Annotated in this window: 17 protein-coding genes; 13 read left to right on the top strand and 4 right to left on the bottom strand. The window is 39.8% G+C overall.

Features of this window, described 5'->3' with window-relative positions:
- The first annotated feature begins 242 nt into the window (after positions 1 to 242).
- From FHS10_RS25380 to FHS10_RS25370, 3 genes are all read left to right on the top strand, one after another.
- Positions 243 to 1223, top strand: coding sequence for a glycosyl transferase family 90 (locus FHS10_RS25380; RefSeq protein ID WP_259096566.1), 981 nt, complete (start codon positions 243 to 245; stop codon positions 1221 to 1223).
- A gap of 126 nt (positions 1224 to 1349) precedes the next feature.
- Positions 1350 to 2207 (top strand): cupin-like domain-containing protein, encoded by an 858-nt coding sequence (locus tag FHS10_RS25375; RefSeq protein ID WP_259096565.1) that lies wholly within the window; start codon positions 1350 to 1352, stop codon positions 2205 to 2207.
- Between the two features lie 102 nt (positions 2208 to 2309).
- Complete coding sequence (locus FHS10_RS25370; protein WP_310504202.1) at positions 2310 to 3512, top strand: NADH-quinone oxidoreductase subunit D; 1203 nt, start codon at positions 2310 to 2312, stop codon at positions 3510 to 3512.
- A gap of 376 nt (positions 3513 to 3888) precedes the next feature.
- Here the strand turns inward: FHS10_RS25370 and FHS10_RS25365 are convergent, their stop codons facing one another.
- Both FHS10_RS25365 and FHS10_RS25360 read right to left on the bottom strand, forming a co-directional pair.
- A complete protein-coding gene (locus FHS10_RS25365) occupies positions 3889 to 4992 on the bottom strand; it encodes a S1 family peptidase (RefSeq protein WP_259096563.1) in 1104 nt (367 codons plus the stop codon).
- Positions 4993 to 5006: 14 nt separating this feature from the next.
- Positions 5007 to 5576 (bottom strand): RNA polymerase sigma factor, encoded by a 570-nt coding sequence (locus FHS10_RS25360; RefSeq protein WP_259096561.1) that lies wholly within the window; start codon positions 5574 to 5576, stop codon positions 5007 to 5009.
- Positions 5577 to 5965: 389 nt separating this feature from the next.
- Here FHS10_RS25360 and FHS10_RS25355 point away from each other — a divergent pair, with 389 nt between their 5' ends.
- The 4 genes from FHS10_RS25355 (at position 5966) to FHS10_RS25340 (ending at position 7517) form a co-directional block, all read left to right on the top strand.
- Positions 5966 to 6169, top strand: a complete 204-nt coding sequence (locus FHS10_RS25355) for a hypothetical protein (RefSeq protein WP_259096559.1) — start codon at positions 5966 to 5968, stop codon at positions 6167 to 6169.
- Between the two features lie 173 nt (positions 6170 to 6342).
- A complete protein-coding gene (locus FHS10_RS25350) occupies positions 6343 to 6564 on the top strand; it encodes a hypothetical protein (protein ID WP_259096557.1) in 222 nt (73 codons plus the stop codon).
- A 184-nt stretch (positions 6565 to 6748) separates the two neighbouring features.
- Entirely contained in the window at positions 6749 to 6964 is a 216-nt protein-coding gene (locus FHS10_RS25345) for a hypothetical protein (RefSeq protein ID WP_259096555.1), read from the top strand.
- 118 nt (positions 6965 to 7082) lie between these two features.
- Entirely contained in the window at positions 7083 to 7517 is a 435-nt protein-coding gene (locus FHS10_RS25340; RefSeq protein WP_259096554.1) for a hypothetical protein, read from the top strand.
- Positions 7518 to 7668: 151 nt separating this feature from the next.
- Here the strand turns inward: FHS10_RS25340 and FHS10_RS25335 are convergent, their stop codons facing one another.
- The gene (locus FHS10_RS25335; protein ID WP_259096553.1) at positions 7669 to 8124 is read right to left on the bottom strand and encodes a PA2169 family four-helix-bundle protein; all 456 of its coding nucleotides are present in this window, start codon (positions 8122 to 8124) and stop codon (positions 7669 to 7671) included.
- An 89-nt stretch (positions 8125 to 8213) separates the two neighbouring features.
- A complete protein-coding gene (locus FHS10_RS25330; protein ID WP_259096551.1) occupies positions 8214 to 8375 on the bottom strand; it encodes a hypothetical protein in 162 nt (53 codons plus the stop codon).
- 762 nt (positions 8376 to 9137) lie between these two features.
- On the opposite strand from FHS10_RS25330, the gene FHS10_RS25325 reads away from it, so the two are divergent.
- The 6 genes from FHS10_RS25325 (at position 9138) to FHS10_RS25300 (ending at position 23967) form a co-directional block, all read left to right on the top strand.
- Entirely contained in the window at positions 9138 to 10640 is a 1503-nt protein-coding gene (locus tag FHS10_RS25325) for an ATP-binding cassette domain-containing protein (protein ID WP_259096549.1), read from the top strand.
- Between the two features lie 187 nt (positions 10641 to 10827).
- Positions 10828 to 13989, top strand: a complete 3162-nt coding sequence (locus tag FHS10_RS25320; RefSeq protein WP_259096547.1) for a T9SS type A sorting domain-containing protein — start codon at positions 10828 to 10830, stop codon at positions 13987 to 13989.
- 434 nt (positions 13990 to 14423) lie between these two features.
- Positions 14424 to 15503 carry an AAA family ATPase gene (locus FHS10_RS25315; protein ID WP_259096545.1) on the top strand — a complete coding sequence of 360 codons (1080 nt, stop codon included), beginning with the start codon at positions 14424 to 14426 and terminating at the stop codon, positions 15501 to 15503.
- Positions 15504 to 15916: 413 nt separating this feature from the next.
- Positions 15917 to 19786 (top strand): T9SS type A sorting domain-containing protein, encoded by a 3870-nt coding sequence (locus tag FHS10_RS25310; protein ID WP_259096543.1) that lies wholly within the window; start codon positions 15917 to 15919, stop codon positions 19784 to 19786.
- A 12-nt stretch (positions 19787 to 19798) separates the two neighbouring features.
- Positions 19799 to 20011 (top strand): hypothetical protein, encoded by a 213-nt coding sequence (locus FHS10_RS25305; RefSeq protein ID WP_259096541.1) that lies wholly within the window; start codon positions 19799 to 19801, stop codon positions 20009 to 20011.
- 527 nt (positions 20012 to 20538) lie between these two features.
- A complete protein-coding gene (locus FHS10_RS25300) occupies positions 20539 to 23967 on the top strand; it encodes a T9SS type A sorting domain-containing protein (protein ID WP_259096539.1) in 3429 nt (1142 codons plus the stop codon).
- Positions 23968 to 24021: the final 54 nt, after the last annotated feature.

The following is a 24021-nucleotide window of genomic DNA, read 5'->3' as shown; positions in this document are numbered from 1 at the left end:
GTCATTAGTCATTAGTCATTAGTCATTAGTCATTAGTCATTAGTCATTAGTCATTAGTCATTAGTCATTAGTCATTAGTCATTAGTCATTAGTCAGAATTGCTTGTGCATGTTATTGTTTTAATTATTTCGAACTATTTTGAGATGCAAAATGACCTAATGACGCGAAGCAAATGACAGTGCAGCGAAATGACCAATGACGCGAAGTAAAGAAATTTGTAGCTTTGCTGCACAGATCAGCACATGGGTTTTAGGAATTTATATATCGCCGTAAAAAAAAATAAGATCCCCTACTACGGTTTAAACATCTTCAGACAGGCTGTACCTATCTTTCTATATCAAAAACTACTGAACAGCAAGCTTAAAACAATCAGGAATTATGATAAGGCAGCAATACTTGATAGGGTAAATTATTACAACAAACTGCAAACCGTTTCGGCTATTAATGATGATGCTTTTGCCATAAAAGAGTTAAAAGTTTTCAATAGCCCCAAGGCCTATAATTTTGATCTATTTGAATACTGGCGCTATTTTAAAAGCAACCTGAAGTTAAATTTTCTTTTGGGCGATATTATCCATATAGAACCTAAACCTACTATTCAAAAAAGTCGACCGATAAGTGATGATAACCAAAACGCCATATTATTGAAGCTGGACAAGAAAAGGCATTTCCTTTTTGTAAACGAACATAAAGAATTTGCGGCAAAAAAGGATTTGCTTATTGGTCGAGGTGTGATGAGCCAGCCACACCGCATCAGGTTTATGGACATGTATTTTAACAACGCGCTTTGCGATTTAGGACAGGTTAACAAACACGGAGGCAACCCCGACTGGTTAAAGCCAAAGATCAATATTATTGATCACCTTGATTATAAATTTATCCTGAGCTTAGAGGGTAACGATGTGGCCACCAATTTAAAATGGATCATGTCGTCAAACTCAATCGCCGTAATGCCCAAACCCAAATACGAAACCTGGTTTATGGAGGGGCGATTGATTGCCAATCATCATTATATTCAAATCAAGGATGATTTTACCGATCTGGAAGAAAAACTTCGGCATTACATCAATAACCCCGATAAAGCGCAGGCAATCATCAAAAATGCCAATGCGCATGTAAAGCAGTTTTTGAATAAGCAACAAGAAGATCTGATCTCCTTACTGGTGCTCGAAAAGTATTTTTATTATACCGGGCAATGCGACAGCATCACCAAACTCGCATAAGATTCCATAACATTAATTCCTTTATCCCGTAAAAACATCGTATTAGTGGTAATAAAATATCGCTTAAATCCCGTTCAATTACTTAAATATTTTACTTAAGATTGTACAAAACCTAATTTCCTAAACATGGACATCATCAGGAGAGATAACATCACCTACGAAGAATTTATGGAAGAGCATTACAAACCTGGCATTCCGCTGGTTTTTACTAATGCAGCCAAAGTTTGGAAAGCAAATGGCCTGTTTACGCCCGATTGGTTCCGCGAAAACTACCCCGACCGTAAAACCGATGTACGTGGCAAAACCCTAACCATAAAAGAAGCTATGGATATGGTAGAGGCCAGCACCGAAGAAAAACCGGCAGTATACCCCATTATTTTTGATATCCCCGCAACCATACCAGAGCTTATGCCCCTGTTAGATCCGCTGGATTTAAACTACGCATCTCCAAACTGGCTCAAAAATAAAATGTTCAGCGTTGGTAAATGGGGCGGCGCCACCGAAATGTTTATTGGCGGCCCGGGCGGCAGGTTTCCGTACATGCATATCGATTATTATCACCTTAACGCCTGGATCACCCAGCTTTATGGCGAAAAACGCTTCACCGTTTTTCCGCGCGGACAAGAACATTTGTTATACCCGCGTCCCGATGATCCATGGCGCTCGGAAGTGAACGTTTTTGAGCCCGATTACGAAAAACACCCTTTGTTTAAAGATGCTACCCCAATCAACTTTGTGGTAGGTCCCGGCGAAACCTTGTTCATCCCTTTCGGTACATGGCATACGGCTTACTCGTTAACACCAACCATTTCGGTGGCTTTTGATACCCTGAACAAAAAAAACCATAAGGAATTTATGCAGGATGTGTGGACGTTTAAAAGCCGTCAAAGCAAATTAAAAGCGGTTGCCATGTATAGCTATGCCTGGTTAGCTACCCAAAGCTCAAAACTGAGTGAAACATTAACAGGTAAAAAATATGCCTAATCAGCATTAATTTTCTTGGATTTAGCCGGATTAACAGAAAAAAAACTGATTTTTGAAACCCGATCTTGTAGGTCGGGTTTTATATTTACCGGCATTTTATCTATGGTGATCACTAATTCTAAATACGAAGAGGCATTAATTAATTACAATAAAAAAATTGCTGATGCCAGCGTAGAGGATATGGTGCTTAATATGGGGCCGCAACACCCCTCCACCCATGGTGTTTTACGCCTGGAGCTAATAACCGATGGCGAAATAGTTAAAGAAGTTATCCCCCACATTGGCTACCTGCACCGCTGTTTTGAAAAACATGCCGAATCACTAACCTACCAGCAAACCATCCCCTTTACCGATAGACTTGATTACCTGGCGTCTATGAATAACAGCCATGCCTTTGTAATGGGCGTTGAACGGATGATGGGCATTGATAAAGATATCCCCAAACGGATAGAGTACATCCGTGTACTGGTTTGCGAGCTTAACCGCATCGCATCGCACCTTATAGCCATAGGTACTTATGGTATCGATATTGGTGCTTTCACCCCCTTTTTATGGTGCTTTAGAGATCGTGAACACATTATGGGCATGCTGGAGTGGGCCTCTGGCTCGCGCATGCTGTATAATTATATTTGGGTTGGTGGTTTGTTTTATGATCTGCCGGTTGGTTTTGAAGAACGCTGCCGCGATTTTGTAGAATACTTTAAGCCCAAAATGGTTGAGCTTAATCAACTATTAACCGATAACCAGGTATTCATATCCCGCACGGCCAATATTGGCGTATTGCCGCTTGATGTGGCCATAAACTATGGCTGCAGCGGCCCTATGTTGCGGGCATCCGGTTTAAAATGGGATTTGCGCCGTATTGATAACTACTCGGCTTATCCCGAACTTGATTTTGAAATTCCGGTAGGTACGGGCCTTATGGGCAAAGTTGGCGATTGCTGGGACCGGTATAAAGTTAGGGTTGATGAAATAGAGCAGTCGTTAAGAATTGTAGAGCAATGTCTTGATCGCCTGCAAAAAGAATTGAAACGTACGCCCGATTTTGACCCACGCGCCAAAATGCCCCGTAAAACCATCCCTAAGGCACAGGACTACTACGTACGTTGCGAAGGTGCCAAAGGCGAATTGGGCTTCTATTTTGTGTGCGACGGAAAATCAGAAATCCCCACACGTGTAAAATCCCGCGGGCCAAGCTTCAACAACTTATCCGTACTCCCCGAACTTTCAAAAGGGGTACTCATTGCCGATTTAATTGCGATAGTTGGCTCGATAGATTTTGTGCTGGGCGAGGTTGATAGGTAAGCTGTCTGAACCGGAATTTACAGAATTAAAGGATTAGCAGGATTTACAACGGGACAAACGCCTCTAATTGGGTTAACATAACTTAACACATTTCAGATATATATTTTATAAATACCTAATAATCAATATTTTACATTTTTACAAGGTTAACACAAACTGATATATCGCGCAATTTAAGCGCTTCCAAATATTGGTGCCTGTTGTTGCTCAATACAGGTGCCTAATGTACCTGGATCTATAAATCCGTAATTTTTTAGTTGCGAAAGCCCTTCGTCAAAAATCATTGCTCCTTTGTCCAAAAATCCTTGTCCCAAAAAAAAGAGACACCCTGCGGTATCTCTTTTTAATTATTAATTTTTATTGGAATTGGGCTTTATTAATACACCTTAACCATAAATACATAGTTTTTTAGCTTTTTAAGCTGTTGTGTACGGCTTAAACCTGCCAATGTATTTTTGGTGCTTAGGGTCAATGATTTTGTTAATGAGTCTGACGGAATGTTTTGTATGGTCTTTAATAAATAGGCAGATTTTACAGCAAACGCAGCACCAGCCACCTGGGTTTGTAAACCACGGATAACGCCTATCAGGTTCCCTTTATCATCTAACAGCGGCCCGCCACTATTACCATGATCAACCGGAATTGATACCTGGTAATTTAAAGTATCACCACGATAACCGGTTTCGGCAGTTAAGGCACCCGGGCCAAAAACTTCTTCGCCACCTGGAAAACCAAATGTGTAAACGTTTTCGCCAAGATCACTAACCGATCTTTTAAAGTTATAAGGTACATTACCTAAGTCTTTAAATGTGGGGTCGTTTATCTGCAAAATAGCTAAATCATATCCAGGCTCGGTATAAATAACCTTGGCATGAAATGATTCGCCAACGGCATTTTGAACATAGATGGAATCGGCATCTTTTACAACATGGTAGTTAGTTGCTATATATCCGTTTGATGATAACGCAAACCCTGTACCTCTAAAGTTGCCCGGATTTTCAATTTTATTTGATTTAGTAACACCCTGCTTAGCTAAGGTATTTGTCTTAAGATCCAGCTGATGTGTTTGAGTAGATAAACGATCAACCTTTTGAACCAATTCAACAAAGGTAGAATCATGGTTACTCAACTTACCTGTAAAAAACAAAGTAGTTAACGCAGCAAATATCGCAATTGAAGCGGCAACAGATATCTTTGAGTGGTGATGCCTCCACATGTTCACTATCCAGTTGGGTTTTATCAGGAGCTCCTCTTTAAGCGAGTGCACATCAATTTCGTTATGGATAGCATCAAGCCGTTTTTCAAGCTCTATGCGCTCGCCATATTGTTTTATTAGACCAATAAACAATTTATGCTCAACTACCTTGCTATCAACATTGGCATCTTTTTTACGCAGCAATTCAAACTGGGTACGTTCTTCGGCGGTCATTTCGCCGTTAAAGTAACGTTCAATTGATTCTAAAAGTTGATTCTCGCTCATCTCTGTACTCTCCTTTATTTCTGCTGAAAAAATAATTTCTTCAGCCTTTGCAGGCATTTATACTTTTGTGTTTTAGCATTATCCGCATTGGTATAGCCAAAACGCTCACAAATCTCCTGCATCGATCTGTTGTGTATATAAAAATCTTCCATAATGGTTTTACAGGGTTCGCCTAATAGCTGAAGTGCGGCCTCCATCTTATTAAACTGTATATCCCGGTCATTATGTGTTTCAACCTCATCATCAACAGGCAGGTATTCTTCAAAATCCCTGATATCCCCCCCGTACCTGTTCATCTGGCTCAATCTTTTAAGCCAAAGCCTGCGGCAAACCGAATAAATGTATGTTTTAAGCTTACTGCTTAACTCAAATTCGCCCGATTTTACCTTGTTGTAAAGAACAATAATTGCTTCCTGGTATATATCCTTGGCATCGTCTTCGTTCCCGTTGTTATTGATAATTAATTGTAATATCATCGGGAAATAGGTGGTGTATAATCTTTTTAATACTATTTCTGAATTATTCAGTATTCCAAGAACTATCTCACTATCTGTTGGCGCCGAAGCTTTTATATCTTTATTCACTCTTAATACTGTTTATACGAAATTGTAACCCATCGTTGTGAAAAAAATTAGAATCAAGGGTTAAAAGTCGGCAATCAAGCCAATCATTTGCATTTACGAAGCGATTTTAACAACCCATTGCATACTATTGCCTTTTATTTCTATCACTTCTTTATCCATGCTGCTAAATTAATACTGTAAACGCAATTAAGGTAACCCGGGGTTAATATAATTATAACCGCAAATCTGCGATAAAAAAAAACGACAGCAAAACATTCCCGATCTTGCTATAAATCCCACTAAATCTATAGAATTTATTTTTTTATTAAAATAATGGGGTTACCTTTTTTTAAATGCGGTATTAAAAATTGAAAACGCTCAAAAAACATTAACACTTTAAAACTCAAAAAATGAAAAATTTATTTAAAACCGGTTTTGTTGCTTTAATTATTGCTGTTTCTTTCTCTGCTTGCGGTGGTTCTGCAAAAAAAGATGGTGGCGACTCAACTAAAGTTGATTCTGTTAAAGTTGACTCTACTGTTAAAGTTGATTCAACCGTAAAAAAAGATTCAGCTAAAACTGATAGCGTAAAAAAAGACTCAGTAAAGAAATAATTGGTGAATAATACTATAAAAGAGGTTATGCTTAAAAAGCATGTTATTTTTTATAATATTTTCACAATTTTAAAGGTAATTCATAATTTTTTTAAAAAAAGTGGGTTACCTTTTATCAATAACGGTATTAATAGCCGAAACGATCAAAAACATTAACAATTAAAACTCACAAAATGAAAAATTCATTTAAATTAGGCTTAGTAGCTTTAGCTATCGCTACTTCATTTGCAGCTTGTAAAGGTGCAGCTTCTTCTTCATCTGCAGATTCAGCTAAAAAAGATTCAGCTAAAGTTGATTCAGTTAAGAAAGACTCTACAGTAGCTACAGATTCAACTGCTAAAGCTGGTGCAGCTAAAGTTGACTCTGTAAAAAAAGACACAGCAGCTAAGAAATAATTTCTAAAGCATACTTTGAAAAGGGCATTATGAGTATAATCTTTAATCCCTTTTCATTGATTTTTTAGTTTTTTTTACCTTTAAAAGGTAATCTTTAATTTTTTTGTAAAATTAAGGGTTACCTTTTTCGTTTTAGCGTATTAACAACAGAAAAACTATTAAATCACTTATTAAAAAATTAAACATGAAAAATTCATTCAAATTAGGCTTAGTTGCCTTAGCTATCGCTACTTCATTTGCAGCTTGTAAAGGCGCAGCTTCTTCTTCATCTGCAGATTCAGCTAAAAAAGATTCAGCTAAAATGGACTCAGCTAAAATGGATACTGCTGCTAAAATGGGCGCAATGAAAGATTCTGCTAAAGTTGATTCAGCTAAAAAAGACACAGCTAAAAAAATGTAATCTTACTTTTTTTAGATTGCTAAAAAACGCTTCCGGTTTCGGAGGCGTTTTTTTTGCTTTTAACTCTCCTCCAAACAATTTAAGCCTTCATTGTTTTAACTGGGTAAATCGCATATACATGAAATATTCCGACTGGAAAGATTTATCTGCCGAAGACCGTAAAAACATAAACTGGCACCGGCGTCCGCATATTAAAACCGCAACACTTTATGGCATTGCCTTTTTTATTACCGTAATCATTATAATTTTGGGCATTAGCAAAAACAGCGCTGTACACATCAACCGCAAACCAACAACAAAAGAGGCTTTTGAAACTGCAAAAATCATTGTTCGCGAACACCTGGAACAACCATCCACAGCAAGTTTCCCCGATAACACCTTCACCCCCATTGTTGATAGCGCTACAGATAGTTATCAAATTCAATCAACCGTAAAATCAATTGACGCGGGAGGCAAAACCATAAAATCAACATGGAACATCAAAATGACCTATAAAGGCGGAGATTGGTCTGAAAGGAACAGCTGGCAGATAAATGAGGTTAATATCAAGTAGCTATATTTTAGTAGCAAGTATCAAGTAGTTAGTATCAAGATTTTCATTGCAGGCGATCAACAGCCCTATAATACAAACGAGTCCTTACGGTAACCGCCCGGACTCGTTCCTTCTGTCTTGATACTTGATACTAACTACCCGATACTATTATTTATTGAACGCTATCGCGTAAAGCTTTGATCTCATCATGAGCATCCAGGATCTCATCTTGCTGCTCAGTGATCAAATCGCGCAGAAAGCCGGGAACATATTCTTCGCTTAGCGCGGTACGATATGCTTTTAGGATAGCATCTTCGCCAAACTCACATTCTTCTAAAATATCGTGGGTGCCATGAGCTGTAAAGGCGGCTTTTACATCAAGCCACGCACGGTGAATTTTGCCACTGGTTGTAGTGCTGGTATCAATATCTTTACCTAATACTTCAACTTCGCGCCCGAGCTCATTTTTATACCGGTTACTGGCGTCGATATTTGTAAGGAAAAGCGATTTCAAATCAGTTTCGCCGTCTTTAAGATCTTTTAGCGCACGGTTATAACCTTGAATCCTGTCGTTGTTGATCTGTATCAGATCATTTAATACTTCTGTTGTTGCTTGTGTATTTTCCATGGTAAATAATGTTTTATTATAAATACAACTCATCAAAGATTGAATTGTTTAATCTAAAAATTAAAAATTATCTCAATAGTAAAAATACATTATTTTCTAAATAAAGAAATCAGCCAAACAACAATCAGTATCACAACTATAACCGCTATAATCCCAACAACAGCGCCGGCTTTAAATATTCCGCCTATTACAGAGCAGCTACCCAGGGTTAACATGATCATCCCGATCAAAAATAAGTGTACGTTTTTCATAATGATGTTTTTTGGTAGATAGAATTGTTAAGGAAATCTGATTAGCTTAATTTCCTAATAATTGACAATACAATAACCAGGCCTCATTTAAATCTGGCATTTTTGCTCAAAAAAAAGCCCTTTATTGCATCCATTACAAAAAAGTGTACAAGAAGTTATACACTCCATTAAACTAAATAAATTTTCACCAGTCATACCAGCAAATAACACGGAGGCTTTTAGCGATATTTAATTAATCAAACCTTTAATATTTTTTTGATTCGCTTAAAAACAATTGCTACCGATGCTTGTTCATGGTTTATTATACACCTAAAACACCTGATGCTGTTATATTTTAAAGCTTGCTATATACATAAAAACATACTTACTATGCATGTTTTTGTTAAACGTTTTAGTATGTTACAACATTTTATTAATTTTGAAAATTCTATTTATAACTACATAATATTATGACTATTGAAATACAACCAAACATTGAATGCGAAAATTGCATCAAATGTGGAACCCGGCCCCAGGTTGAACAGGTGAAAAAATACTGGATGGTAAAATGCCTTAACAAACAATGCAACAACTTTATAAAAGACACTTTTGTTAATATTGATGGCTGGAACAGGCTAAATAAAAGCAATGCACAAATAACTCCGAATCAGTCTTTAAAGAAGACTGCATAATTAAAAAACAAAAGAATTTTTATGGTAAAATAATACTTGATACAAATGCTTTTTCGTGTAGATGTCTATTTTTGCCTCTACAGAACAAGCCATGACTACAGCCTATTTTTCTATAAACAATGCTACCGTTAGATTTTTGAACAATACCTTGTTCAAAAATCTAACTTTTCGAATCAACAAAGGCCAACATTGGGCACTCATAGGCCCAAGTGGATCTGGCAAAAGCGCCCTGCTACAAACCATAGCCGGTCGTTTCAATATTACCGGCGGCGAGATCAATTATCATTTCGATGAACATCTTTTAAGCAATCTATCTCCCACTAATGGGATTAGCGCCAAAACAAAACTAATCGCACTTGTTGAACCACGCCATCATTTCAGAAATTTATCAAACACAACGGATTTTTACTACCAGCAACGTTATAACTCATCTGATTCTGAAGATGCCCTAACTGTTGATCATTACCTGGCATCCGTAAATACAGTTTCAGAAAACGAAAGGCAGTGGGATTCTGATAAAGTGCTCACCCTACTCAACCTGCATTACCTGCGTGATAAGCAATTGATCAAGCTTTCAAATGGCGAAACCAAACGCTTGATGCTGGCCGCCGCGCTGCTTAAAAATCCGGCGCTACTATTATTAGACAATCCGCTAACAGGCCTCGATGTTAAAACAAGACAGGAGTTTAATGGAATCATTAATCAAATAGTGGCATCTGGAATTAGCTTAATCATAGCTACATCTGTACATGAAATCCCCGATGCCATTACACATGTAGCTGTTTTACAAGAAGGCGCTATTATACAGGAAAACACCAGGGTCGATTTTAATCCTGAATTATTCAACACTGTCACCCAAGACCAGGTAGACACCGCCGAGCTTGGTGCCTTGCTTAATATTGATAACCCCACTGCCAACTACAACTATATTGTAAAAATGGATAAGGTACATATACAATACGGCAGCAAAGTGATTTTAGATGACGTAGACTGGGAAATTAAAACCGGCGACCACTGGGCTCTATTAGGGCCAAATGGTGCCGGCAAATCAACCCTGTTGAGTTTAATTAATGGCGATAACCCGCAGGCTTACGCCAACAACATTGTTTTATTTGACAAAAAACGTGGCACCGGCGAAAGTATTTGGGACATTAAAAAGAAAATAGGCTTTGTATCGCCCGAACTGCATCAATATTTCCCTACCGATAACAGCTGCCTGCAAGTAATAGAATCTGGCTATTATGATACCTTAGGGCTATTCAGGCCAAGTAATAAGCAGTATGCTGCCACAGCCCTGCGCTGGATGAAAACCCTTGAAATTGATCAATATGCCCGCACATTACTAAAAAATATACCGGCAAGCGCCCAACGTTTATGCCTATTGGCCCGTGCTTTAATTAAAAACCCATCTCTCCTTATTTTTGATGAACCTTGCCAGGGGATGGACGACCACCAGCAACTGCATTTTAAAAACCTGGTTGACACCCTTTGCAGCCTCAGCAATGTAACCCTTATTTACGTTACACACTATCAGCATGAAATACCCGATAGCGTTGATAAGGTACTACAATTATACCAGGGCAGGGTTGTTTAAGCACCGTAAATTGTGTCAATATTTTATATGATAATATATGTATAATTATATAAAATACACACCATTGTTCAGTTTGTTCATTATCTCCAAAAAAGCAGCAGCAATTATAAAATACACGTAATAACAAGTAGATTCATGTATTATTCCAACAACCAATAGGAATAAAATACTACTCAACTGCTGTGTTATGAAAAAGTTAATAGTGTATGTGGGCATGCCACTATTACTGCTTGTTTTACAAACAACTTTAGCTGTCGCGGGCACAAAAAACTGGGTGGGCGGAACCGTCGGCGCGGTATCAAATTGGAATACACCGGGTAATTGGTCGCCTTCGGGAGTACCCGCGTCAACAGACGACGTAAATATTGGCTTAATTTTATCATTCACTAATCCGCCAACAGTTGCATCCTCCGATAATTTACCTTGCAAATCCATTACTTTTGGTGCTTTAGTTCCGTTAAACTCGCTTTTATTGACCGTTAATGGAAAGCTAACCGTTAGTGGCAACATTATTCAATCATCCTCACTACTTCTTACATATACAACCACCATAGCCGGTACAGGCTCACTTATTTGTAACGGTTTTTTACAAATTGCAGATAACACCACATTTTCATCCATTCTTAACCTAACCAGTAACTTAAAAATGATATCAACCATTACCAACTTTAGCATTGCGGGTGATGTAACTGTAAACTCAACTGTTATTGGAGTTAATATTATATTGACGCTTACATTAGGCAAAATAAATGGCTCGTTTTCATTGCAGGGTGGTACCACTACTATTGGTGGCAAAATACTAACACAAAGTACATTCTCTGGTTTAGGGTCAGCAGTTGCCGGTACCCCAACTTTTTACATTGAACCAGGTACAGGCAGCAGTGCCAATTTACGATTATCGGGAGGTACGCCTATCGGTACCACAAGCCTGGTAGGTTCTATTGACTTTTATGCCGGCAGCGGTACTTGCACGGTAGAATATAACAGCAGTGGTTCACAAATCGTTTATACCGATCTATCAACCAATACTTATTTAGATACATCGCCATCGGTATATCAAAATTTAAAGTTCACCGGTACGGGGCAAAAAAACATTCAATCAAGCAATTTGACCATTGCCGGCGATTGGGCCTCATCGGGCGGTAAGGTTGATGTGGTAAGCAACAATCCCACCGTAATATTTCAAGGCACAGCTCAAAATTTATCTGATACCAGTTCCGACTCTGGCAATGGTGTGGTGTTCAAAAATGTAAACTTCCAGGCAAGCGGCACCAAACTTATCAGTCTGGGTAATTTTTTGGTATCGAGCCATGGTACTTTAACCATGGCCACCGCATCAACAACCACATTAAACGCCAACGGTTTACTTACTTTAAAATCAGATGCCAGCAGTACAGCCACAGTGGCGCAAATGCCAACCGGATGTAGTATTACCGGCAATGTAAATGTGCAACGTTTTATAACAGGAGGAAGCGGCTACAGAGGCTACCGCCTAATGAGTTCGCCGGTTAATATCAGTTCAAGCACTACTGGTGGCGGCAATTTAAGTTTAGCATATCTGAGTACAACACAAACCATTGGCACCACTACGTACAGGGGGGCTTTAACCGGCGGACCAGGATCCGGATTTTTTGTAACAAATCCAAATCCTACGCTTTACTTGTATGACGAAAGCCGTACCACCGATAACACCTCCTTCGTATCGGGTAAAAACGTTGGAATTTATGGTATTACCGGTTCAACAGTAACTACCACATCTGGTAAACCTGCTGTTCAAACAACAGGGGTTAGTATCCCTGTGGGTAACAGCTTCCTGTTTTACTTTATTGGCGATAACAGCAGCAGTACGGTAGCCTCAAGTCGGGTGCCAGATAGCACAAAAGTAACCGCCGTAGGTTATTTAAACCAGGGCAATGTACCGGTAATATTCTGGAATACCGGCAGCACATCAATCCCCTACCATACCGGCACCGGATCGCTTTTACCAGGTTATAACCAGGTAGGTAACCCGTATGCCAGTACCATTAGTCTTGATAAGGTGTATGCCGAAAATTATAATTCAATGAACAATGCCATAAGCCCGATTTTTTGGGAATTGGATGCCGCCGGAACAACCTATATATCCTACGATGCATCAAACGGCCACACTTCAAATACAAGGGCCAGCGCATACATTGTTAGCGGACAAGGCTTTATAGTAGATGCTACCGGCACATCACAAACACTAACATTTAAGGAAGATCAAAAAGTGAGCTACCCGGCCATTACCAAATCAACTACACCGGCCTTGCTCATGAGCACTAAAAATGAAATGGTAACCCTTAATCAAAGCGCAGTAATACCGCAACCGGTTAACACAGGTTTACATCTGCAAATCACAAAAGATAGTGTTACCAATGCCCAGTGTGGCATTTATTTTAGCAAAAACGGATCTGACAATTACAGCAACACCGAGGACGCCATGGATATCCCCGGTGCTTCGCCCAAGGTTTATTTATCAAGCTATAGTGCCGATGGCGTTAAAATATCCCTTAACCAAATGGGAGATTATACAGCCGCAAATAAAAAAGTAAAACTATTTGTTAAAGCTACTACCAGCGGTTTATACAGCCTTGCCCTTGCCGACCTGAAAGACCTGGACACCACCAGGTACAGGCTTTACCTGGTAGATCACTTAAAGGCCGACTCATTAGATATGAGCCTTTACAAAACTTACGCCTTTAATATTTTAACAACCGATACCGCCACATTTGGAGCCAACCGGTTTGAGTTATCTATACAGCAAACATCCACCTCTAAATATCTGTTAGTTACATTTACGGCCCAAAAAGCCAATGATGGGGCGTTGGTTACCTGGCGAACTTTAAATGAAGGCAATAATTACGCCTTCATACTTCAAAAATTGGGTGCAGATGGCACCTCCTATTCTCCCGTTTATCAAACACAAAGTAACGGTGGTACCATTTATAAATATACCGATAAAACACCCTTAACGGGCAATAATACCTATCGGTTAAAACAGGTAGACCTTTTTGGAAATATCACTTACTCAGATCTGGTATCTGTTAATTATGATAATGCAGGCTCGCAAAACATGTTTAGCCTTTACCCCAACCCTACTGCCGAAACATTGAATGTGAATGTAACCTACAACCAAACAAACGCTGCAGCTACCTCATCATATGATCTTAAAATTTACGATGCTACGGGTGCCGTAATGATCCAAAAAACAGCGGCCAGTACCTGTTGGAGTGAAAACGTATCGCAGTTTAAACCGGGTTTATATATTGTTGAATTGAAAAATGCCAATGGATATTCATTAGGACAGGCCAAGTTTTTAAAAGAATAATATTTTCCCCGGGTTTGGTTGCGGGCGATATCCATTTAGAATGATCGGGCTGCTGTAAACTAAATACAGGATTAATCAATAAACTTTTTTCAGGACGAGACACCTGCTTTTTTTTGTTGAAAGTGTTCCACCGGAACGGGTGGAACGCATGGAACACCCCGAACACCTTCATTATTGATAATCAACACATTAAGCAATATAAAAAACATCAACCCGCGAAACACCTTACCACTTGAAAATCAATTACTTACATCAAAAACCGGAAATTTTAGCTCAAATTCGCCCACAGTACTGACAAAAGAGTGTCACCATTTGTATCATAAACAGTTGGTAAATTTGACATGCCTGCCGGCCCCTCCCCTTTATCCCACCATTACAGGAGGCCTTAAACCGGTTTAAACCCATCGCACCCGTATGGGTAAGGCAAATACCATATGGATAATTTATTTGAACGACCGGCTGTTATTGAAGAAATTAGGAATGAAGCACGCGGAATTACACCACTTAAAAACAAGGCGGCCAAGGCACCAGCCGCGCCTAACCCCGAATTGGTTGCAGATCTTTTTCACATCCACTCCCTTAACGATTGGATGAAGATGGAAAAAGAAACCGACCACCCCGAAATGCTGTTTGACAAGTTTTGGATAGAGGGCGAATTGTGCATACTTTTTGCCGATACCAATATGGGCAAAAGTATTTTGGCGGTGCAAATTGGCAATAGTATTTCGCGCGGCAAAGCCATACAGGGTTTTGAGTTGCGGGCAAAACCAACACCGGTTTTATATATTGATTTTGAGCTTAACTCCAAACAGTTTGAGCAACGGTACACCGATAGCCTGGGCACGTACAAGTTTGACAATAGCTTTCACCGGGGCGAGTATAACCAGCTGAGCATGTTACCTATCGATCAAAAAAATTATGACGACTACGTGATCAGCGCCCTTACGCGCGGCATTAAAGCAACCGGGGCAACCGTGCTTATCATCGATAACATTACCTGTTTACGTAAAGGTACCGATACCAGCGGCCAGGCCCTACCGCTGATGAAAAAACTCAAATATCTTAAAACCCGCCACGGCTTAAGCATATTGGTATTGGCCCATACGCCCAAGCGCAATACCGCCGTACCTATAAGCCGCAATGATTTACAGGGAAGCAAAATGCTGATGAACTTTTGCGACAGCGCCTTTGCCATTGGTGAAAGCCAAACCATGCAGGGCTACCGTTACCTGAAACAGATAAAACAACGCAGCATTGCCGAAACTTACGGAGCCGATAACATTTGCCTGCTAAAGCTTGAGCGCCGCAACAGCCTGTTGCAGTTTACCTTTACCGGATACTACGCCGAGCACCAGCACCTGCGCCGTCCTGAGCAGGCAGAACGCGAGCGCCTTACACAACAGGTTGCACAACTGCATAGTAAAGGGTATAGCCAGCGCAAAATCGCCGCCCAACTTAAGCTCGGCCTTGCAACCGTAAACCGGATGGTTAGCTGGACAAACAGCTATGAATAACAAAACGGGCTGTCAAACCTATCATTTTTATTTACCGGGATGATAACTATTGTCTATCTGCCTGCATTACCAATCGTTTTACTCCATTTATACCACCACTTTTTAGAAATGAAAAAAATTTTTTGAAACTCTTCAATATATCATATTAGTTAATTTAACTAACCAATAAAATCAAAATTGCTTAATAACAGACTCAATGAATCCAGTAATTATTTCAAAGGAAAATTTTCCCCAATATGGGGAAAAGCCCACAACTTTCAGGAATTCTTATTTTGAGATTTTCTCACCCAAAACGCAACTTTATTGCCATTGTTTTACGTAAATGGCGTAATTAATAGATTTTTAGCTAATTTTAGGCGCTTAAATTTCATTAGCATTATTATTGTTTTATCCCCCCAAATAACCTTACTCATTTGAAAACACGTATACTTTTTTTAACCATTCTATTTATTAGTTTATTTAGTTTTAAGTCAAAAGCAGACGCGTATTATTGGACGGGGGGGACTGATACAAACTGGAACAATAAAAATAATTGGTATAATTATAGTACTTTGGGCATTACCCAGGGTTACCCATCAACCAACGATGATGCCTACATCGGTGTTTATTATTACATTATTTTCGCTTTTAATGCTTTTACAGGAACACAACAGCCAACAGTTAATACGGCAATTACCTGCAAAAGTTTAACGATAGCCAACAGCGGTACAGCTGTTACATTAACCGTAAGTAATGCATTAAATGTAACAGGTGCAATTACCATTGGTGCAAGTGCCACCATAACAGGGACTTCGACAATAACAGGTACAAGCTTAGCTTTTTCGGCCGCGGCTACACTTACCGAGGGAGCGGCAATGACTATCAATGGTGCTTTAAGTACAAATAACGGCTCAACACAAGTAATCAATTTTGTAAGTAATGGCTCAGCCACACCTACACCGAGCGTTAAGGTTACGGGCGGCATCACAATTGGTACCTATAGCGCTACAACGATGTCCTTTACCGGAACTATTGCCGGTACTATGACTATCAATGGTAATATTGTAATTAATCAGGGTTCAACTTTTTCCAACGGTACAAACGTAACAACTAACTTAACCTCCGGAGCAATGAGTCAGGGAGGGTATGGATGTACCCTTACTAACTCAGGCACAATTGTTACAACCACATATCCCATTAATCTGAATGGAAGCGGAGGTAATTCATTTTCCAATTCAGGTATAATTACCGCCAATTCAGATATGAATTTTGCCAATGGCTCGTTAAATAACACGGGCACTATCACACAGCAAAATGCAACTACATTCACTTTTGCAGCTAACAACACCTCCTTTACAAACAAGGGAACTATCAACATAACTCCCTCTACAACAGCTACTTCAAAACTAACCCTCTCTGGCAGTTCTTGTACTTTTGCTAATACGTATGTGAGCGCTGCTCAACCAGGAATTATAAACCTAACGGGCTTGTCCTCATTGACAGGTACTTTATTTACAGAGGGGGCAGCTGGTACTTTTAGTAATTCAGGTACTATCACAGCTAACTACGCACCGATATTGATGAATGGCAATACCTTATCACCTATCAACAACAGTGGTACAATAACACTCAACACCTCACCATTTACTATAACTAACAATACCTCAACATTTACTAATACTGGTGCAATTACGGCAACAGCGTCACCCCTTAGTTTAGGAACAACAAGCAATGGCGTAAATTTCAATAACACAAGTCCAGGCTCGATGAGCTTACTCTCGGGATCAACACTCACGTTTCCTGGCAATAGCTGCACCTTTGCTAATACCGGCACCTTTACATCTTCGTCATCCGATTTGAAATTCACAAGTAACGTTAACAAGTTTACTAACACTTCACCAGGCACTGTTGGCATTACCGGCGGCAATATCAGCTTTGATACAGGTTGCGGTATCATCAATAATAGCTTGGCTTTATTTACCGTAGCAGGAGGAGCTATAATAACTTTTAATGATGGAACTAACCAATCATACATCACAAACAGCGGTATTTTCAACGCAGGAATAACCAATAATTCTTCATGCCAAATTACTTCTGGCACCAATACCTCATTTTTGCTTACCAACAACAGCGGTGCCACGTTTAATTTGGGATCTACTTCAAATATAACGTTCAAAAATACAAGGTCTTCACCTAACTGTAGCGTTACAAATTCCGGCACTTTTACCTTAGAATCAGATCAATACGGCTCTGCTTCTATTGGACAATCAGGTACAACTCCAAATTCAACCGCGGCTAATAACAATCAGTTTACCGGCTTATACAATGTACAACGTTATATAAGCGGCGGCTCGGGTAATCGCGGCTACCGCCTGTTATCTATCCCTGTTAACGTTAGCAGTAATACTATTGGTGATTTAAATGCATCGGGAACTGGCAACATAAGCTTCGCAAACCTTAATTCTAAAACTACCACCGTGGTAAATGGAAACGCAGTTGTGGGTACGGTCACTGTTCCAGGCGCTTACACGGGTGGGCCATCGGGAGGATTTAGTACAGTTAATGCCAATCCTACTTTGTATGTTTATGATGAAACCAAAACCACCAGTACCAATACTTTTACAGGTGGCAAAACCATCGGAATCGCGTCAATAAGCGGTTCAACGGTTAAAACATTAACTGGAACCACTACCTCTTCTTCTTATATCAACATTCCGGTAACTACTGGTTTTATGCTTTATTTTATAGGCGATGCTAACCGCACAACCACAGCATCAACCCCCGTTCCCGAAAATACAACCATTACTTCTATAGGTACCCTTAATCAAGCAAATATTACTTTTAAGCTTTGGAATACAAGTGCAACAACAATGTCGTTTGGCGGCCCGGAGGCCCCGGCCACAGGCAAAAAGGGTTTTAATTTAGTTGGCAACCCCTACCCTTGTACCATCGACTTACACCAACTTTGGTTAGACAATAGCAGTGCTGCGGGCTGGGTTAATTTTACGGTAGTAAAAAGCCTTGGAACAAATCAAACCTTCGCCTCTTATAATGCAAGTACGGGATTCCAATCAGACCCCACACTTTTCACTCAATACGTACCAAGTGGCGGAGCTTTTTTCATACAGGCTACAACAGCAAGTCAAACAGTAATTTTTAAAGAAGATATTAAAACCACCAGCGTTCAGATCGGCACATCAACAACACCGCCATTATTAATGTCGACACCCAAAAGCGATATTTTGGCGTCAACAGCCGGTACCGCTTTTAAATCTACCGCTTTACTACCATTTTCCCAAAGAACTCCAGAAAATGCCTACCAGGTTTTACATCTGAAACTTGAAAAAGACAGCACCTTAAATGACTGGTGCGCAGTTGCCTTTAATAAAGCCTTTGATGATAAGTACGATCATAACGATGCTTATGATATGGATGGTTTTGCACCCAAAGTATTCATGTCGAGCTATACTTCGGATGGCGTTCGTACAGGTATTAATACGCTGGGCGAAATTGGCACGGGCAAAAAGGTAAAGTTGTATGTAAAATCAACAACAGATGGCTTATACGCGTTAAAAATGCCGGATATAAACAACATCGATCTTACTCAATACAAAGTGAACCTGATAGATAACTTCAAAAAGGATTCGTTAGATATTGGAAAATATGGTGTATATAATTTTAACATAACCAACGCCGATACCTCTTCTTTTGGCGGCAACCGTTTTGTGCTATCTATTCAACAACTGCCGGGTGCAAAATATCAGTTAACCAAATTTACAGCGCAAAAAGCTGCAGATGGCGTATTTTTAAACTGGGTTACCAAAAATGAGGGCAGCAATTATTTCTTCACGTTAGAGAAACAACAGGCTAATGGCACCGATTATGCCCCGCTTTATACCACGCAGGGCGATGGTAGCGGCAGCTATAAATACACCGATAAAATACCAGCAAAGGGCAGTAATATTTATCGCCTTAAACAGGTAGATTTGCTTGGTAATATTACCTATTCTGATTTGGTTAGCATTGATTATGATCAAAGCGGCAATGCAGGCATGTTTAGCGTTTACCCCAACCCTACTGCCGAAACATTGAATGTTAACGTAACTTACGGTAAAAATACGACTACGGCATCGAGCTATAAATTAAATATTTATGATGCCACAGGCTCGCTTGTTATGCAAAAAACATCAGATAATACCGCTTGGAGTGAAAATGTTGAAAACTTTAAACCTGGTATATACATTGTAGAATTAAAAGGAAACGATGGATATTCATTAGGAAAAGCTAAATTTGTAAAGAAATAAAAATCGGAATTGATGAAAATGAAAAGACTGGGATTAGGATACTTATTGATTATTTTATTTTTCACAGCATTACCGGCGGTTGTAAAAGCTCAGGATCTTCCTTGTCTCGATGGCGATCCTTACGGTACTTGCCCCCTTGATACCTGGGTAATTGCAGTTGTTTTTATAGCAGGCATATTTACGGCTATTCATTTACACAAAAAACAAAGATCGGCTCGGGTATAATCCACAGAACAGGCCTTTGCTCTTTTTATTCTCTACCTCTCCCCCCATTTCTCCAACCGTGTACCCACATCTTTTCAGAGTCATATCATTAACAAAAAACGTTGTCATTTCCTTTTAACAAAAAGATGTGGGTACACGGTAGCCCATTTATCCGGGGCTTATAAGCGTTGATTTATGTTTGGCGATTTATCGCAGGCAATCTCTACCACATAATTTATTAAATTCTGTTGCGACTACTCAATACACCGACCGGTTGATGCTATCTCTCGACGCGCAGGCAATCATTGCTTAACTTTTAATTAATAATAAAACAATAAAAAAGAAATCAATTAACCATAAAACATATAACTACAATTTAACGTATAAATTAATAACTAATTTGCCATTATCGTTCAATAAACGATAATGAAAATAACTGTTAATTAATTGAAAGTGAAATTATTATATAAATGGTACTTATCTCCCCCCTGCGTAAATTTAATTTCCGAAACCGTTTTGTAAAAACGCATTTATTGGTTGCTTTAACAATGTTTATACAAAGCAATGCTTTTGCCTCGTATATTTTTGATTGGAATGGCAGCAATTCTACCGCATGGACTACTACTGCCAATTGGACGGTAAGCGGAAGTACCACAACCGGAACAGCAGCAACTTACCCGGGCAGTAGTTCCCTCAGAACAGATGATATCGTTCGGTTTGGGGTTGCCGCATTATCGCTGTATACTAATCAGCCGGTTTTAACTTTAACCGCAAGCCAAAGCATAACCGTTGGGTCGGTAACATTTGGTTCCAATCAATTTATAATTGGCAACCCACTATTTACCGGAACTAACCTAACCGTAAATGTTGGAACTTTAAATGTGATCGGCACTATTACTCAAAACATCAATACCAATGCCGTTAGTTTCAATACTACTATTAATAATTTTTTAATGGGTACCGGTACAATAAACTGCGCCGGTATCCAGGTTGGCAGCCCTACCGGTACTACAACAAATTATAACTTCCTTTTTTCGGAGGTTAAAAACCTCAATGTTAGCGGCAACATTGCTATTTACATGAATACCGCGCTACAAAATGGCTGTGCATTTAGGCTACAAGCCGGTAGTATGGCATTAACCGGTCAAATAGCCTTTACAGCAATCAGTGGGGTTAACTCCAGCAACGCAGGATATTTTACTATCGACGCGTTAAACTCCGCGGGGGTTAAAAGCAGCCCCACCTTAACGCTTAGCAATGCCAATGCGTTAGGTACTGCTACGTCGCTGCCGCAAAATGGAACCTTTAATAAAGCTACGATCAATTTTGACGGTACAGGAACATCTGGAGGTAAAATCACTGTAATTTACACAGGGGCAAGCCCAACTATTTATACCAGCTCTTTAAAAGGTTTTGGCCCGGGCGGCCCAACTATTAATTCAGGTTCAAACTATGATAACCTGATCATTAATGGCACGGGTACCGCGGTAATTGGTTTAGGCAGCACCGCGGGCTCTTTAAAAACAGACTCGACATTCACCACGGCTATCAACGCTACTTTTGCAAATGCCAGCACCACAACCACAATTGGCACAAACTGGCAAAATAATGCAGCGGCAACTATTACAGGCGGCGCGGGTACTACAACCATAGGGGGTAACTTAAATAACGATGGCACCATGAACATGGCATCTGGCAATATATCCATTGGGGGCAATTACAACAATACCGGGTACTTTGCACAAGCCCCTTTGGCGAGCGACCCCACAGCTACTTCTCCGGTAGCTACAAATACAACCTATTTCACATCGGCATCACCGGTATTAACCAACAGCACAAGCAGCGATATTACAAATTTCAACAATCTTGTATTTACCGGCGGCGCAACAGGAACTCCTTCATTTGCAGGCAGCGGCGGCTTTTCTATATCAAGTGTGGGGGCTATGCAAATAAAAACCGGGGGCACCACGTTACAAACAAATGGCCTTTTAACGCTAATGTCTGACGCCACGTCAACAGCTACGGTTACTGCCTTACCAACTGGGGCTATAATTAATGGCAGTGTAAATGTACAACGTTATATAACAGGGGGCGGCACAACGTTCAGGGGTTACAGGCTGATTTCTTCGCCGGTAAATGCGAACTCAAACAATGCAGGCGGCGGCAACCTGGGCCTTGGTTACTTAAGTACCTCGCAAACCTTTAATGGCACTACTTACAATGGTGCCGCAACCGGAGGCCCGGGGGCAGGTTTTTCAATAACTAACCCAAATCCCACTTTGTACCTGTATGACGAAAGCCGTACAACCAATAATACTTCATTTGTAGCCGGTAAAAATGTTGGCATACAAAGCATAACCGGCTCAACAGTAACTACCATATCGGGCAAACCGCCTGTGCAGGTTGCAAACGTTTCTATACCGGTGGGTAACAGCTATCTGTTATACTTTATAGGCGATAACAGCAGTACGTCAACCGCCGCATCACGGGTTCCCGAAAACACTACCGTTACAGCTACAGGCTATTTAAACCAGGGAACTGTTGCCGTAAAATTCTGGAATACCGGCACTACTGCAATACCTTATCATACAGGTACCGGATCGGCTATATCTGGCTATAACCAGGTAGGCAATCCTTACGCCAGTACCATCAATTTAAAAACGGTATACGCAGATAATTACAATGTTACAACTAACCCTATAAGCCCAGTGTTTTGGGAACTAAACGCACCAGGGCAAACCTATATTTCTTATAACGCTAAAGATAGCACTACATCCAATACCAGGGCAAGTAAGTACATTGTGAGCGGTCAGGGCTTTATTGTAGATGCCACTAATACCGGGCAAACTATAACTTTTAAGGAAGATCAAAAAGTAAAATATCCTGCCATCACCAATACCACTACTCCCGCTATGATCATGAGCACAAAAGGTGATATTACTATACTCAACAGAAGCTTTAGTGCTGCCGCTGTTCAAACACCTTTAGCAGGATTACATCTGCAACTGACAAAGGATAGCATAACTAATACACAATGCGGGATTTATTTCAGTAAAAACTGGAATGACAACTTCAATTCCTCCGAGGATGCCTTCGATTTAGATGGGTTGTTGCCAAAAGTTTACATGTCCAGCTTTTCTGCCGATGGTGTAAGAACAGGAATAAATCAATTGGCAGATTACGCGCAAAAAGGCAAAAAAGTTAAGTTGTTTGTAAACGCCAAAAGCAGCGGCATGTATCATATCGACCTGGTCGATATCCAAAATATCGATACCATAAAGTATAAAGTTTACCTGGTCGATAAATTAAAAAAGGACTCCTTAGACATTGGCAAGTACAAAACCTATGCCTTTAACCTAATAACAACCGATACCAGCACCTTTGGCGCAAACCGCTTTGAGTTATCCATCAACCAGGTACCCACATCTAAATATCAATTAGCAACATTTACCGCGCAAAAAGCAGCTGATGGTGTGTTATTAACCTGGAGAACGCTCAATGAAGGAAACAACTATTTTTTCACCCTCGAAAAGCAGCAGGCAAACGGTACCGGTTATTCTCCGCTTTACAATATACAGAGCAACGGTGGTACCATTTATAAGTATACCGATAAAACACCAATTACAGGCAATAACATATATCGTTTAAAACAGGTTGACCTGTTTGGCAATATCACCTATTCAAATCCTGTGAATATTTATTATGACAAAACCGGTAATGAAGGCATGTTTAGCATTTACCCTAATCCCACAACCGAGACACTTAACATCAATGTAACTTATGGCAAAACTAACGCGGCAACATCATCTTATAAATTAAACATTTATGATGCTACCGGATCATTGGTGATGCAAAAAACATCAGATAGCAGCGCATGGAACGAAAACGTGTCGCAATTCAAACCCGGAATTTACATTGTTGAGTTAAAAGGAGGAGATGGAAATTTGCTGGGAAAAGTTAAACTTTTAAAGAAATAGGATAAAGGATAAAGGATAAAGGATAAAGGATAAAGGATAAAGGATAAAGGATAA

This window comes from Mucilaginibacter dorajii (genome assembly GCF_024808255.1).
Taxonomy (GTDB): Bacteria; Bacteroidota; Bacteroidia; order Sphingobacteriales; family Sphingobacteriaceae; genus Mucilaginibacter; species Mucilaginibacter dorajii.
This window is presented reverse-complemented; position numbering and strand designations above follow the sequence as displayed.

Excerpts from the sequence above, each read along its gene's own strand:
- FHS10_RS25380 (WP_259096566.1), top strand. The coding sequence starts at position 243 with ATGGGTTTTAGGAATTTATATATCGCCGTAAAAAAAAATAAGATCCCC.
- FHS10_RS25375 (WP_259096565.1), top strand. The coding sequence starts at position 1,350 with ATGGACATCATCAGGAGAGATAACATCACCTACGAAGAATTTATGGAA.
- FHS10_RS25370 (WP_310504202.1), top strand. The coding sequence starts at position 2,310 with ATGGTGATCACTAATTCTAAATACGAAGAGGCATTAATTAATTACAAT.
- FHS10_RS25365 (WP_259096563.1), bottom strand. The coding sequence starts at position 4,992 with ATGAGCGAGAATCAACTTTTAGAATCAATTGAACGTTACTTTAACGGC.
- FHS10_RS25355 (WP_259096559.1), top strand. The coding sequence starts at position 5,966 with ATGAAAAATTTATTTAAAACCGGTTTTGTTGCTTTAATTATTGCTGTT.
- FHS10_RS25350 (WP_259096557.1), top strand. The coding sequence starts at position 6,343 with ATGAAAAATTCATTTAAATTAGGCTTAGTAGCTTTAGCTATCGCTACT.
- FHS10_RS25345 (WP_259096555.1), top strand. The coding sequence starts at position 6,749 with ATGAAAAATTCATTCAAATTAGGCTTAGTTGCCTTAGCTATCGCTACT.
- FHS10_RS25340 (WP_259096554.1), top strand. The coding sequence starts at position 7,083 with ATGAAATATTCCGACTGGAAAGATTTATCTGCCGAAGACCGTAAAAAC.
- FHS10_RS25335 (WP_259096553.1), bottom strand. The coding sequence starts at position 8,124 with ATGGAAAATACACAAGCAACAACAGAAGTATTAAATGATCTGATACAG.
- FHS10_RS25330 (WP_259096551.1), bottom strand. The coding sequence starts at position 8,375 with ATGAAAAACGTACACTTATTTTTGATCGGGATGATCATGTTAACCCTG.
- FHS10_RS25325 (WP_259096549.1), top strand. The coding sequence starts at position 9,138 with ATGACTACAGCCTATTTTTCTATAAACAATGCTACCGTTAGATTTTTG.
- FHS10_RS25320 (WP_259096547.1), top strand. The coding sequence starts at position 10,828 with ATGAAAAAGTTAATAGTGTATGTGGGCATGCCACTATTACTGCTTGTT.
- FHS10_RS25315 (WP_259096545.1), top strand. The coding sequence starts at position 14,424 with ATGGATAATTTATTTGAACGACCGGCTGTTATTGAAGAAATTAGGAAT.
- FHS10_RS25305 (WP_259096541.1), top strand. The coding sequence starts at position 19,799 with ATGAAAATGAAAAGACTGGGATTAGGATACTTATTGATTATTTTATTT.
- FHS10_RS25300 (WP_259096539.1), top strand. The coding sequence starts at position 20,539 with ATGTTTATACAAAGCAATGCTTTTGCCTCGTATATTTTTGATTGGAAT.